Genomic DNA, 14,629 nt, shown 5'->3' on the forward strand with positions numbered 1-14,629 from the left:
AGTTGCGTAGTAACTTTCATCGTTGAGTACAATAATTTGAAGTTAGTAACTATAACTACAAAAATATCAATTATTCAATACTTTGCGAAAGTCCTGCTGATATTATTAATGCAACTAATAAATCTGGGAACACACCACTTACTTGTGCAGTTGAGCAACGTAATCTAGCAGCTGTTGAGGCATTATTAACAGCTTTTAAGTCACTATTAAAGGCTGGAGATGTAGCATCATTGGATGCAACAGATACAAATGGCAATACTATTTTTCATTTAGCAGCTGCCATTGATGATCCAGCAATCCTTAAAAAGCTAATTGAGTATATTCCTGAAGTATCTAGAAAGGAGGTTTTAAACAAAAAAAATAGTGCTGGACGTATGCCAATTTTTTCGGCAATTAAAAGGGGTTATAAAGATGTTACAGAAGTGCTTATTCAATCTGGAGCTGATGTAAATGCAGAAAGTGCATATAGTGCAACTCCATTGTATTTTGCAGTTCACTGTGGCAATCTTGCAATAGTAAAATTATTACTTGATTATGGCGCTAAGCCGTTTGCAAAACTTGTAAATAATAATACTGCATTTCAATTAGCAGTTAGCCGTGGCCATAAACCAATTATTAGGATATTAATTCAGCAAGCCGTTACAAAAATACTTGAACAAGATGCTAATGTAGATGCAGCAGTAGATTCCCAGAGAAATACATTACTTCATTTGGCAGCTAAAGAAGGTCATATAGAGATTGCTCAAATGCTAATCACTCAAGGAGCTGACAAAGCTGTTAAGAACAATAGCAACGCTACGCCTTTAGCGTATGCATTGTCAAATATAAAAGATTTAAAAATCCAAAAAAAGTTGTTATCTGTGTTTGATGCCAAAGATTTAGGAGAATGTTCTATTTGCCTTGATAAGTTAGTTCCTGAATCCTCTGAAAATATGATACTTTTACATGGATTGGATTGTGGTCATATATTTCATGCAGATTGTATTGCTAAGAGTATTGAAAATAATATTAAAACATGTCCAAATTGTCGAGCACATATTCCTAAATGAAATATATTGCATTTAAATAAAAAAGCTTAAAAAACTTTTCATAATATCTAATACATTGATTTGCATAAATATACTAAAATCCCTAACTTGCTATTATAGTAATATTTAAACAAAATGTGTTGGTGATGTAGCTCAGCCTGGTAGAGCATCGGACTGAAAATCCGTGTGTCGGAGGTTCAAATCCTCTCATCACCACTTTTTTCTAATACGATCACCCAAATTAAAGTTCTTTTTTTTCATTATTATGGTTGGTTTCCTGTAGTAGGTTTCTATCTAAAAAAGTATCTATTAAGAAATATTTTTAATACTTGTTAAATATTTTGCATAAGTGTTATTAAATTTGCTATTTAGTGGGCCTCTGTGTGGGTTATACACAGCCATGTTTTATTCAGTTTCATTTTACCCCAAATTTGCCAAAGATGTTAGGTCGATTTTTATCTAAATTTTTCACTTCAGCTAAAGAAAAGCAACGCTATTTTTATAATCAAAAAGTACTAGAAATTAATCAGATTTTTGAAAGCTTGCAGTCTCTTTCACATGATCAGTTGCGTAAAGAGGTAATTGCTATCCGACAACAAATAGCAACCTATCTGCAGCCTATTACTGCCCAAATAGAACAATTGCAGCAAGAAGTTGCAGCAAATGAACATACAGCAAGTCCTAATGCTCAGATGGTGGATGAACAAGTAAGTAAGTATAAGCGATTAGATATCCTGCAAAAACAACAAAAAGAGTCCTTGGCAAAAATTTTAGACCAAGTACTACCTCGCGTATTTGCTATTGTTAAAGAAACAGCTCGCCGTTTTAGGGATCATAAACAATTGGTTGTTTCAGCTACTAACCATGACGAGGAAATGGCCTCAACACATGCCTATGTAACCATACAACAGGGTAAAGCTAGTTGGCATAACCAATGGGAAGTAAGGGGGCATATGATTACCTGGGATATGGTTCATTATGATGTCCAACTAATGAGTGGTATTACCCTCCATCAGGGGAAAATAGCAGAAATGGCTACGGGAGAAGGAAAAACATTGATTACTACGCTGACAGCTTTTTTAAATGCATTGAGTGGTAAGGGTGTTCATATTGTTACCGTAAATGATTATTTAGCAAAAAGGGATACGGAATGGATGGCTCCGATCTTCGAATTCCATGGTTTTAAAGTAGCCTGCATAGATACATCTCCTGCTTATTCTGTTCAAAGGCAACAAGCCTACCAGGCAGATATCATATATGGAACAAATAATGAATTTGGATTTGATTATCTACGAGATAACATGGCCAATGATGCTAGTGACTTAGTACAACGAGCCCATTATTTTGCTATTGTAGATGAAGTAGACTCGGTACTCATCGATGATGCTAGAACGCCTCTGATTATTTCAGGACCTGTTGAAGAAAGTGATGAGCACATTTATAAAGAATTGGCTCCTAAAATTGCTGAGGTATATCAGCTACAGAAGAACTTGGTGATTAACTTTCTTCAAGATGCTAAGAAAAAAATAAAAGAAGGTAATATAGAGGAGGGAGGGCTTTCCCTTTTTCGTGCCTATAGAGGACTACCTAAGTATAAGCCTTTGATTAAGTTCTTAAGTGAAAAAGGAATGCGTCAAATTCTTGACAATATCGAATCTTATTACATACAGGAAAATGCTAAGATGATGCCAGAAGCAGATGGACCCCTCTTCTTTTCTATTGACGAAAGGCATAATAGTGTAGAGATTACAGAAAAAGGCCTTGTCTACTTAACAGAACAGGAAGCCGACGCGACATTCTTTGTATTGCCAGATGTTGCTGCTCATATTGCTGCTATTGAAAATGACCATACATTAACACATGAAGAGAGTTTAACAAAGCGTTCCCAATTTCAGCAGACTTATAAAGTAAAGGCACAACGCATTCATGCTTTACATCAGCTTTTAAAGGCATATACGCTGTTTGAGAAAGATGTAGCCTATATTGTGGCCAATCATAAAGTGAAAATTGTAGATGAGCAGACAGGAAGGGTATTAGAAGGTCGGAGATATTCAGATGGATTACACCAAGCTTTAGAAGCAAAAGAAAGTGTGAAAATAGAAAGGCCTTCTCAAACTTATGCTTCGATTACCCTACAAAGCTACTTTCATATGTATGATAAGTTGGCTGGTATGACGGGTACAGCGGAGACGGATGCAGAAGAGTTTTGGGATATTTATGGTCTGGCTGTAGTCCCTATGCCAACCCATAGACCACTACTGCGTGATGATAAGGAAGATAAGGTGTACAAAACAACACGAGAGAAGTTTAATGCCATTATTGAAGAAATTGTTGAATTATCCAATCAAGGTAGGCCCGTTCTAGTAGGAACTACCTCTGTAGAAATCTCCGAATTGGTTAGTAAAATGCTTTCTTTCCGAAAAATTAAACATCAGATATTAAATGCAAAACATCATCAAAAAGAGGCAGAAGTCGTAGCACAAGCGGGTATTTCTGGAACGGTCACCATTGCCACAAATATGGCTGGCCGGGGAACAGACATTAAACTTGCTCCAGAATCAAAAGCTGCAGGAGGATTGGCCATTATCGGTACGGAACGTCATGAGTCAAGACGTGTCGATAGACAGTTACGTGGTCGTGCTGGACGTCAAGGAGATCCTGGTTCCTCACAATTCTTTCTATCCTTAGAGGATACCCTTATGCGACTATTTGGGTCTGATAGAATAGCTGCTGTAATGGATAGAATTGGATTAGATGAAGGAGAGGTTATACAACATGGTATGGTAAGCAGATCGATCGAAAGGGCACAAAAAAAAGTAGAACAAAATAATTTTGCTATCCGGAAACGTTTATTAGAATATGATCGCGAAATGGGTACACATCGTAATGCCGTATATCAAAGACGGAACCATGCCTTGCTGGGAAAAGGGGTAGAAGTAGATGTGATGAATATGTTGCACGATACTGTTACCAACATTGTAGAACACGAAGACAATACGAAAGAGGCAAAGTCCCTTAATCCTATTTTTGCATCTGTATTTGGTATTACAGATGCCTTTCCAGAAGATTTTTTTGTAGGCAAGAAAAAAGAAGCACTTATAGAAGAGATGTATACCTGTCTAGTAAACGTGTATTATGAACGTATTGCAGCACTAGAAAAAACATTATTTACCTATTTTAAAAAGCATACCCCATCAAATGATGGTCCTATTTCTTTTATAGAAGTGCCTTTTTCTGATGGTAACGTTTATGTAAATGCAACAGCATATTATCCTGCTTTTATGGATTCAAATGGCAAAGAGCTTACTAGAAACCTAGAGTCCATGGTAGTGCTTCATGTAATTGATCAACATTGGAAAAGCCATTTACGTGCTATGGATGACTTAAAGCAATCTGTTCAAAATGCTGTTTATGAACGACAAGATCCAATTATCACGTTTAAATTTGAAGCCTATAATCTTTTTAAGAAATTTATGGCAACAGTGAGCCAAGAAATTGTTTCTTTTTTGTTCTATGCCAATACGTATGCGCAACTCCCTTTGTTTGAAGAAAACCAAAAACATAAAGCATAAAACAATTTCCCATATAATTTTTTTAAAAAATTCTTTATATTAATTTTTAAGACTAAGCCAAGTGATGAAATACGAACATATTCATCAGCTTAATGCTGAAAAATTTCATTCATTAACAGGTGTAGATTATGAATCTTTTACCAAAATGGTCACTAAATTAGTGGATGCTGATAACCAAAAAAAGGCACAGGGAGGACGTAAAAATAAATTACGAATTGAGGATCAGCTGTTAATGACTTTTGAATACCTTCGTGAATACCGTACTTATCTAAGTATGAGTAAAACATATGGGATTAGCGAAAGTGCTGCCTATAAGGCTATTAAATGGGTAAAAAGTGTTTTTGATAAGGAACCTAATTTAAAACTTCCTGAACGAAAGATATGAAATAGGCAGATTTTGTGACTTTATTGCTATTTTAATCTAGCTTAATTCCTAATTAAACAAATTTATTCATATAATGTCTCGTTTTTTCTTCTTTTAATTGAAAGAATGTCTTAATATGGTATAATCCTAATTTTTAATATGAACATGGAACCATATAACTTTAATGCAATAGAACAAAAATGGAATCAGAGATGGGATGATCAAAAGCATTCTATCCAACATACTTATCATACCACTAAGCATGTCTCTAAATATTACATACTCAATATGTTCCCCTATCCTTCAGGATCCGGGTTACATGTGGGGCATTATCTAGGTTATGTAGCTTCAGATATAATCGCACGTTATTGTAAACATAAAGGATTCCATGTGATAAATCCTATGGGATTTGATTCTTTTGGACTTCCTGCTGAGCAGTATGCTATACAAACAGGTCAACATCCAGCAATTACGACGGAAAAAAATATAAAAAGGTATACCGAACAACTCAATCAAATTGGATTAGCTTTCGACTGGGATAGATCTGTTACCACAAGTGATCCTGCTTACTATAAATGGACACAATGGATGTTTTTGCGTATGTTCAATTCCTGGTATAATATATCTACACAAAAAGCAGAACCAATAGATCACCTTATACAAGAATTTGAACGGAATGGAAATGCAAAAATAGGTGCAGCTTGTGATGAAGGAACAGTATGCTTCTCTGCCGAAGCATGGGGTGCATTTTCTGAAACGGAAAAGCAAGCTATGTTACTTCGCTATAGATTAGCTTACTTGAAAGAAAGCATGGTTAACTGGTGTGAGGGGCTCGGTACTGTTTTAGCTAATGAAGAGGTCAAAGATGGTATTTCCGAAAGAGGAGGTCATCCAGTAATTCGTAAGACAATGAAACAGTGGAGCTTACGCATGACTGCCTATGCGGAACGATTATTGGATGATTTAAATACGTTAGATTGGCCTCTTTCTACAAAGGAAATGCAACGTAACTGGATTGGTCGCTCTGTAGGTACCGAAATTACTTTTCGGGTACAAGGGCAACGAGATCAAAACATTACTGTTTTTACAACCCGACCAGAGACCATCTTTGGAGTCTGTTTTATCGCTCTAGCACCAGAGCATACATGGGTGCAGCTTCTGATAGAAAAAACAGAAGATAAGTCGCTTATTGCCTATGTAGAACAAGCAAAAAATCGTACCGATCGTAGTCGGTTAGCGGAGTCCGAATTCCTTGAAGGAGTGTTTACAGGTGTCTGTGTGATTCACCCTTTTACAGGTGCGCCATTACCTATTTGGATAGCAGATTACGTTCTTCCTCACTACGGGACAGGAGCTATCATGGGAGTCCCAGCACATGATAGACGCGATTTCGCTTTCGCACAATCTTTTGACTTATTATCCATCCCCGTAATAGAAAACGACATGCTTTTAGAAGATGGTCCATATGAAGAATTTCATGGAACTATGATTAATTCGGATTTTCTAGATGGATCATCCGTATCAGAAGCATTTGAAAAGATTATAGAAAAACTCACTCAAAAAAGAATTGGAAGATTTAAAATCTCTTATAAGTTACATGATCCCATATTTAGTCGGCAACGTTATTGGGGAGAACCTTTACCGATATACTATAAAAAAGATGGACTTCCCTATGCCCTTTCTGAAGATCAACTTCCACTTACATTGCCAGAAGTAAGCAGTTATTTGCCTAGTAAATTAGGTGTTCCCCCATTAGGGAATGCATTGAATTGGGTTACTCCAGAAGGATATCCTTTAGATTTAACTACTATGCCAGGTTGGGCAGGATCTAGTTGGTATTTTTTGCGTTATATGGATCCCCATAATGAAACAACTTTTTTAAGTAAAGAACAAGAAACTTATTGGAAAGACGTAGATCTCTATATTGGTGGTCCAGAACATGCAACGGGCCATTTGTTGTATGCACGTTTTTGGACAAAGGTATTATATGACTTAGGCTTTATTCATATGCAAGAGCCATTTACAAAACTGTTTCATCAAGGAATGATCCAAGCTTCATCTGCATTGGTATATCGCATTAAGAATAGTAATACTTTTGTTAGTTTCCATTTAAAGGAGCGGTATGACGTGATTCCTATATATGTTCCTATAACGCTTGTTAAAAAACAAATTTTGGACATGCAAGCTTTTAAAAATTGGCGTCCTGAGTTTGCAGATGCTCATTTTATTCTGGAGGGTGATAAATATGTTTGTGGTACCAAGATAGAAAAAATGTCTAAATCTAAGCATAATGTAGTTAACCCAGATACGGTAATTATGCAACATGGAGCAGATGCTTTACGTTTATATTTGATGTTTTTGGGACCATTAAATCAGTCTAAGCCATGGGATTTGTCTGGTATAGAGGGTGTATCGAGATTTTTAAATAAGGTCTGGAACCTGGTACATCATACAAAAGCTACTTGGGTGTATTCAGAGGTGGTTTCTGGACAAAAAGAACTTAAAATCATTCACAAAACGATAAAAAAAGTAGTACAAGATATTGAAAAGTGTTCCTTTAACACAGCTATAAGCAGTTTAATGATTTGCGTAAATGCGTTAACAGATGCTAAAAGCGTGAACAAATCAATTTTAAAAAGCCTCATACTATTATTGAATCCTTTTGCACCTTATATTGCTGCTGAATTATGGGAGATTATAGGAGAACAAGATGCTATTACAGAACAGCCTTTCCCAGTTTGGAATGAAGTATATCTAGAAGAAGAAAGTTTTAATTACCCTATAGCAATCAACGGTAAAGTACGCACAAAAATTATGTTTGATTGTGATGCATCTCCTACCACTATAAAAAAAGAAGTTTTAGCTAATGTTGTCATTCAAAAATGGCTTGATGGTAAGGATCCTAAAAACGTTATCATTATTCCTAATAAGATGGTGAATGTAGTATTGTAATAGCATTTTATTTTAGCTGAAATCTTGATTTGGTTATAATAATAAATGTAAATAAAAGAAAAAGGCTTTCGTTAAAAAAACGGTACCATTTTCAGCATTAAAGGTATAAAATCAACCACCTTGGATTTCATAACTGTATAATCCTACATATTTTTGTTATTAACGTTTGTTTTATTTAAATTAAAATCAGTAGGCAGATGGCAATAGTGATGTAAGGCATGCATATCTCTGGTTCCTTATTCATCTTGCATGTTGATGCGTCCTAAAGCCTCTACCTACTCTTTATAAACGTCAGTGAGAATTGTTATGTGTTACGATCAGTGTTCCCTATATAGTTGGGTAAATGTTATAGAAAAGGCTTGTAACAGCTCTGGCATAGGTAAGGCCATTTTATAATTTCATGGTATATAACAAATATGGATATTCATTCATGTAACAACAAGTTAAAGCTTGTATTTAATTCCTACACGAACGTTTCTAAAGATTGGTAATCTACTTGTCGTAAAGAGATATGATATTGCAATCATTTATCTTATAATTATAAGTTGATAGAAATAATTTTTTTAACAATATTATTAAAGTATACAAAATGAAATTTTTAGCCCGATTATATGCTATCACTATGGTTTTTAGTACCAATATGTTTATTTCCTGTTGCCAACAAGAAGAATATGAAACACAAAAGAGCCGCAAAAATCATCTACTAATAAAAGAAATGCAACATAATGATTCGAAAAATAGTCTTATTTTTTACGATCAGACTATCTTTCCCAAAAACCAATTATGTGATAAGCGGTATGGAAATATGTTTGATAAAATCAAATTAGTGAAAATTACTAACCCTACATCTTTTTGGCATTTATTTGAGCAATTACAGGATGATGATATTGAATTAATAAACAATAAAAGAGCATTCATATTAGATGCATTTAAAAATGAGCATTTATATAGCCTTGAAGAAGAAGGATTGTTAGTGAATAAAAAAACTACGCTGATACCTTGTTTATGTGTAAAAAAAGAAAGTATAGAAAATGTAGCAGAAATAATTTGGGTTCATAAAGACGTAGAAGGTAAGAGATACCGTGAGATTTTGCTTAAAAAATTAAATACAAAAGAAATATGCAATACAGCATGTTCTACCCTATCATCTTTTACGTGTAATTACCATTATAATGATCAAAAAACTAAACTTAAAAAAATTGATACTGCTCAAGATTTTTGGTGTTTATTTGATGCTCTGATTGATGACAATAATGCCAAATTTATTGGCAGAAAAGATCTTTATTTACAGAGATTCAAGGAAGGGAAGTTATATGGATTAACTACTGAAGCAACTATGCCTACAGATAATTCCATACATACACAATTGTTGCCATGCTTGTCTGTTATACGTCAGGCCGATATAAATACTAATGAGTATGTAGAAACAGAAACGGAGTGGGTATATGCTAAGCTAAAAAAGAAGAGACTTAGTATTCAGATGCTTTATCATCTTAATCCATGGAGCAAGGTTTCCTCAATTTAGTTCTGATATATAAGTTTTATACTGGCAATAGATTTCTTTACGCTATGTCAAACAAGTCTTCATCTTGGATTTTTGGACAATATGCTGAGGAAATTGCGGCAAACTACTTAGAAAAAAAAGGATTTGAAATTTTGGTTCAAAATTTTCGTTATAAACGATTCGAAATAGATCTTATTGCAAGACATAAAAATATTACAGTTTTTGTTGAGGTAAAAGCACGCAAAAATAATTTGTTTGGTAATCCAGAAGACTTTGTTAACAAGAAGAAAATTCGTAGGCTCCGAATAGCGGCAGAATACTATCTGTACACGCATGATTGCAGTCAACTCATACGGTTTGATATTATATCTATTTTAAAAAATAAAGAAAATGAATTTGAAATCATTCACTTGGAGGATGGTTTTTATTAATCGAGTCACTGAAAGTCCAGTGTAGCTTGCGGAACGAGTGTGTTTTTTGATCATACAAAAAAACGAACATTGATTTAAATGGTAATCAAGAAAAAAAGAATAGAAGCATAAAAGTTATGTTGCGGGGACAGGACTCGAACCTATGACCTTCGGGTTATGAGCCCGACGAGCTACCAACTGCTCCACCCCGCGGTAAATATTTTTGTTACAAAGGGGAATTATCCTAGTATTCCCTTTTGTAGTATTACAAAATTAGTATTATTTTTATGAAATCGCAAATGTATTTACCTGCTTAAGCCATTTATTATGCATAAAGAAGATTATAAATCTGGTTTTGTTGCCATTATTGGGAAACCTAATGCAGGAAAATCTACTTTGATGAACAAATTGGTAGGAGAAAAACTGGCTATTACCAATTCTAAAGCGCAAACTACACGTCATAAAATTTCTGGAATAGTATCAGAAAAGAATTTTCAGATTGTCTACATAGACACACCAGGCATCCTTGATCCGGCATATCCTCTACAAACTGCTATGATGGAAGTAGTAAAAAATGCCCGTTTGGATGCTGATATTATTGTTTGCCTTGCTGATGTGAAAAACTTAATAGATTCTGATTTATTTAATAAAATCAGAGGAAATAAACCAGCTATATTGGTACTAAATAAGATTGACCTGGTTACACCGGCACAATTGAGCACAATGATATCCTATTGGTCTCAGCGCAATCCTGATGTAGAAGTTATACCTATATCTGCTATACAAGAGGTTAATATAGCGCAACTATTAAATAGAATCGTTGCGTTATTACCAACGCATCCTGCTTATTACCCTGAAGATATGCTTACAGATAAACCAGAGCGTTTTTTCGTACAAGAGATTATACGTGAAAAGATATTAGATCAGTATAGAGCAGAGATTCCTTACAGTGTAGAAGTCGTGGTAGAAAGCTTTAATGAAATGGAAAACTTGATTAAGATCCGAGCTATTATGCACGTTGAAAGATCAACCCAAAAAGGCATTTTAATAGGACATAAAGGGGAGGCATTAAAAAAACTAGGGACAAATGCTAGACAAGATTTGGAGCGTTTTTTTCAAAAAAAAATATTTCTAGAACAGCATATTAAAGTTACGCCTAATTGGAGGAAGAATGAGCTTCTTTTAGCTAAATTTGGTTATCAAAGTCTTAAAAAATAAGGCAACTCCCCAGGTAGCTCACTTAAGCGGTAGGATATACTTGTTAAATAGCCTGAAACAAATTGATCCCTTGTTTACGCTTTGTTGATAACAATCCACAAATAGTATAAAACATCTCTGCACCATTTATCTTTTGCATCCATATTACATATCTACCAAGTGTTACTCAATAGTAACAAAAAATTTTTGATATACCTGGGAAGTCACGAAAAATATAAAAAGGTACCTGGGGAGTTACCAAAAATGATGACTATTATTTGCATATATGCTACATATGCACGTAACTTTGCACTGTGCAAGTAGCCACAATAGCCCCCTTCTTATGAGTCACCTTTTGGTATACAGTAAGTGGCAACAAATATGCATTGGAGCTGTTGGGGATGTATATCTTATGATTTTACATCTTTGCGCGAAAATGACCTGCACAAACTGGTTTTTTGACACAAAAGTATATAATAAATAATCACTAGATAGAATAGTAAAGCCACACGCTTATTGAATGCATACCCATGCAATAAGCGAAGCCTAAGGCTTTGCAGTGGCCTACAATAATTCTATACAAACATAAATAGATTATGATACATATGGATTTGGCTATAATAGTCGCATTTTTAGCAATAACATGGATGTTAGGTACTTACTATGCAAGAGGTGTAAAAACCTTTAAAGACTATGCCCTTGGCGGAGGCATGTCTGTCTTTGCCTTAACTTGCTCCTTAATAGCAACGATATCTGATGCACAAACCTTACAGCAAATAGCTTGTATATATATGGGAGGGGTTATAATATCTGTCATGCATCTTATTCTGCTTGCCATGATATATTTTGGTGCTAGGGTGCTTATTGTACGTATGGCTGAGTTTCGTGGAAACTTTTCTATAGCAGACTCTATGGGCAAACTCTATGGACCCATTATACAAAGAGTCGTTGCCATAGCAGTATTGGTCACATTGCTAAGTTTTTTAGTGCCTCAGCTTAACTTTGTCTTAAAAGTGATCCACTTTGCACTGCCAAATTTATCCAGCCAATATGCCTATTGGATTACACTCATTGTAGGTGTGATTATTATTATCTATGCGGCACTCGGTGGTGCTAGATCTGTAGTAACAACAGATATTTTTCAGTTTTTCTGTTTTTGTTGCGCTTTACCGGTTATGGGATATATTCTATTGCGTTATGCCAAAATACCTCTTGCAGAGGGATGGGCACAGCTAAAGCTGCTTCCAAAGTTTACAGATACGAATTATCTATTTTCATCTAATGCATTAAAGAGAGAAGCATTATTTAGCGCTAGAACACTCCTAACCATATTAACACCATATGTTATACAAAGGTTCTATATGGCTAGCTCTGTGCAACAAGGGCAAAAAACAATGATTTCTAGTGTGGCAGCAAGGACATATATTTGTGGATCTCTATTCTTCCTTGCTATACTGTTGCATATAGGGGGGCATACATTAAAGCCGAATGAAGAAATTATACATTATATAATCAATCTAGTACAGAGTCCTATTGTAAGGGGCATATTGGGTGTTGCCGTGCTTGCTCTATTGATGTCTTCTGTGGACTCTGCTTTGCATCTTATGGCTATTGTTATAGTAAATGACCTATTGCCATCTTCACTATTTCAGGAGACAAAAAGTGATACAATAAAAATACAAATCAGTAGAGGGATTATTGTAATAATAGGTATAATTACGTTATATAGCGCGCTATATTATAAAGGAAATATTTACAAACTTATAGCAAGGGGAAAAGAAATCTATATACCTGTAGTAAGTGTACCATTTGCTATGGCTATTATAGGCTTTAGGCCACGCAAATTTGTTGTGCTTTTAACCATGATGGTTTCGGGTATTTTTGGAATGTATACATTTTTTTGTTGGAGTGGTCCTAATAGTGCTACTTATGCTATTTCAATAGGGATGGCTATTAGCCTTTGCGTGCTGGTAGGGGGACACTATGTTTTCCCCCAACTGCCCGATACAGGTTGGGTGGGTATCAAAGACGATAGCCACGTTATACTACAACGACAAGAAATCAAACGCTGGTGGATACAGCAGTGGTGTAACTTTAAATCACTCTTTACGCTAGCATATGTTAAAGGGCTCTTTCCTAAAAAGGAAAGTTCCTTTATACTATGGGGTATTTATTGTATTGTAACCGGATTCTTGGCGCTCTGCTTTATGCAAAAAGCCTATTTGTTTCCTTACATCTATTGGCATATGGCTGTCATGGGTATCGGAACCATTATCCTTATTTATCCCTCTTTTGAGATATATAAGAAAGAAACTGATTTTATCTACGCTGTATGGCCTATGATACTTTTTGGATTGTTTTTTGTGTCTAGCATCCAGTTTCTAAAACTAGGCCACTATAGCCCTATGGTTTGTGCACTACTGATCTCTCATCTAGCTGCCAGTACCCTCTTTTTTTCTATAAAGGTGAGTACAGGCCTGTTTGTTGGAGCGCTGTTGCTGCATAAATTTATATTCAGTTCCCCAATTTTAGATATTTCATGTTGCGATATACTAGCATGGCAAAATAGACTTGAGCTAGGAGGGGCTTGTTTTCTTACTGGACTAAGTATTGCTGGATTTAGCATATATAAATACCTCTATGAGAAATTTGAGAAAAAATTTAAAATTATAGACTTATCACGTATCTATGAACGTAGATTATCGTTAGAGGCTATTTATAACCAAGTAAACTGGGATAGACTAGATCCTACCTATGGCAGTGCACTGTTGAAAGATATGAGTGATAGACTTAAAGAACCCTTTCAATATTTCCTTGATAAGAAAGAAGCAAAACTTGGAGAGGTCTTGAGTCTGACTAGAAGTGGTCTATATAAGTTTAGCAACCTATTATTACAGAGAATTAAAGAAGAACGTCGTTTCCATCTGCATGCAAATGCCATCAAACCTGTAGTAATAGACCCTGTTATATTCAAAGTACGTGGTGACATACATGGTCTAGACGAACCTATGCAGTTGTTGCTATATAACCAATCGGAAAAGAAAACACTGGAGGCAGATCCCGGACTTTTTGAACGGCTATTGGCCATAAATCTTTTAGGTATTAGCAAAAGTGAACAAGCACTAGATGCTACCGTTACGCTAACCATCGTAGATACTACGCTGAAATATTACTATCAAGGTGTAAATCAAGAAAAAGATTCTCTATCAGAGCAACTGGGTGCATTGGCTTTTTGTATGAGCACCTCTGCTCATCCGGAGCATATACTTTCAACCTATCAGGTTGATGATATGCCAACAACTGTTTTCTTACCGAAAACAGCGTCTAAATTGTATCAAGTAGAAAGTAGGCACATCGTACAAGCACATGGTGGTTATGTAGAAATAACAGAAACGGAAGAAAAACTGGTTTGTCTCTATATATTGCCTATAAATGGTAAACGTTTTATGCGTTTAAAAACGTATGATCCTGTTGATTTAGATCGTGAAGTAGCTGAAACGCCAGAAAGCTTGGCGCAAGAAAAAGGGTGGTGGTACAAATATATGATTTTACTTAGCCCAAGCGTTACCTTTATTTATACTATCAATGACTATCATAATTGC

The 14,629-nt window shown here is 35.3% G+C and carries 8 protein-coding genes and 2 tRNA genes; 9 read left to right on the forward strand and 1 reads right to left on the reverse strand.

What is annotated here, in order from left to right; genetic code table 11:
* Window positions 1–104 precede the first annotated feature (104 nt).
* The 7 genes from CCPUN_RS03390 (at window position 105) to CCPUN_RS03420 (ending at window position 9,851) form a co-directional block, all read left to right on the forward strand.
* On the forward strand, window positions 105–1,049 hold the full coding sequence (locus CCPUN_RS03390; protein ID WP_255414891.1) for an ankyrin repeat domain-containing protein: 945 nt from the start codon (window positions 105–107) through the stop codon (window positions 1,047–1,049).
* Window positions 1,050–1,170: 121 nt separating this feature from the next.
* Window positions 1,171–1,244, forward strand: a tRNA-Phe gene (locus CCPUN_RS03395).
* A gap of 224 nt (window positions 1,245–1,468) precedes the next feature.
* Window positions 1,469–4,600, forward strand: a complete 3,132-nt coding sequence (gene secA, locus CCPUN_RS03400; protein ID WP_133282182.1) for a preprotein translocase subunit SecA — start codon at window positions 1,469–1,471, stop codon at window positions 4,598–4,600.
* Between the two features lie 64 nt (window positions 4,601–4,664).
* Window positions 4,665–4,985, forward strand: coding sequence for a transposase family protein (locus CCPUN_RS03405; protein WP_133282183.1), 321 nt, complete (start codon window positions 4,665–4,667; stop codon window positions 4,983–4,985).
* 144 nt (window positions 4,986–5,129) lie between these two features.
* The gene (gene leuS / locus CCPUN_RS03410; RefSeq protein WP_133282187.1) at window positions 5,130–7,916 is read left to right on the forward strand and encodes a leucine--tRNA ligase; all 2,787 of its coding nucleotides are present in this window, start codon (window positions 5,130–5,132) and stop codon (window positions 7,914–7,916) included.
* Window positions 7,917–8,556: 640 nt separating this feature from the next.
* Window positions 8,557–9,441: a hypothetical protein gene (locus tag CCPUN_RS03415; protein WP_133282184.1), complete on the forward strand. Its 885-nt coding sequence runs from the start codon at window positions 8,557–8,559 to the stop codon at window positions 9,439–9,441.
* Entirely contained in the window at window positions 9,417–9,851 is a 435-nt protein-coding gene (locus tag CCPUN_RS03420; RefSeq protein ID WP_240034352.1) for a YraN family protein, read from the forward strand. The genes CCPUN_RS03415 and CCPUN_RS03420 overlap by 25 nt, the downstream gene beginning before the upstream one ends.
* A gap of 119 nt (window positions 9,852–9,970) precedes the next feature.
* On the opposite strand, the gene CCPUN_RS03425 is transcribed toward CCPUN_RS03420, so the two are convergent.
* Window positions 9,971–10,043, reverse strand: a tRNA-Met gene (locus CCPUN_RS03425).
* A gap of 114 nt (window positions 10,044–10,157) precedes the next feature.
* Here CCPUN_RS03425 and era point away from each other — a divergent pair.
* Together era and CCPUN_RS03435 are read left to right on the forward strand one after the other, a co-directional pair.
* Complete coding sequence (gene era / locus CCPUN_RS03430; protein ID WP_133282185.1) at window positions 10,158–11,048, forward strand: GTPase Era; 891 nt, start codon at window positions 10,158–10,160, stop codon at window positions 11,046–11,048.
* Between the two features lie 575 nt (window positions 11,049–11,623).
* Window positions 11,624–14,629: sodium:solute symporter family protein (locus CCPUN_RS03435; protein WP_133282186.1), on the forward strand; the 3,006-nt coding region annotated here is incomplete at its 3' end.

Origin of the sequence: Cardinium endosymbiont of Culicoides punctatus (genome assembly GCF_004354815.1) — a bacterium.
In the GTDB taxonomy this organism is placed as follows: Bacteria; Bacteroidota; Bacteroidia; order Cytophagales; family Amoebophilaceae; genus Cardinium.

What these genes read in the sequence shown, in the direction of transcription:
- CCPUN_RS03405 (WP_133282183.1), top strand. Translation starts at nt 4,665, where the DNA reads ATGAAATACGAACATATTCATCAGCTTAATGCTGAAAAATTTCATTCA.
- secA (WP_133282182.1), top strand. Translation starts at nt 1,469, where the DNA reads ATGTTAGGTCGATTTTTATCTAAATTTTTCACTTCAGCTAAAGAAAAG.
- leuS (WP_133282187.1), top strand. Translation starts at nt 5,130, where the DNA reads ATGGAACCATATAACTTTAATGCAATAGAACAAAAATGGAATCAGAGA.
- CCPUN_RS03420 (WP_240034352.1), top strand. Translation starts at nt 9,417, where the DNA reads ATGGAGCAAGGTTTCCTCAATTTAGTTCTGATATATAAGTTTTATACT.
- era (WP_133282185.1), top strand. Translation starts at nt 10,158, where the DNA reads ATGCATAAAGAAGATTATAAATCTGGTTTTGTTGCCATTATTGGGAAA.
- CCPUN_RS03415 (WP_133282184.1), top strand. Translation starts at nt 8,557, where the DNA reads ATGTTTATTTCCTGTTGCCAACAAGAAGAATATGAAACACAAAAGAGC.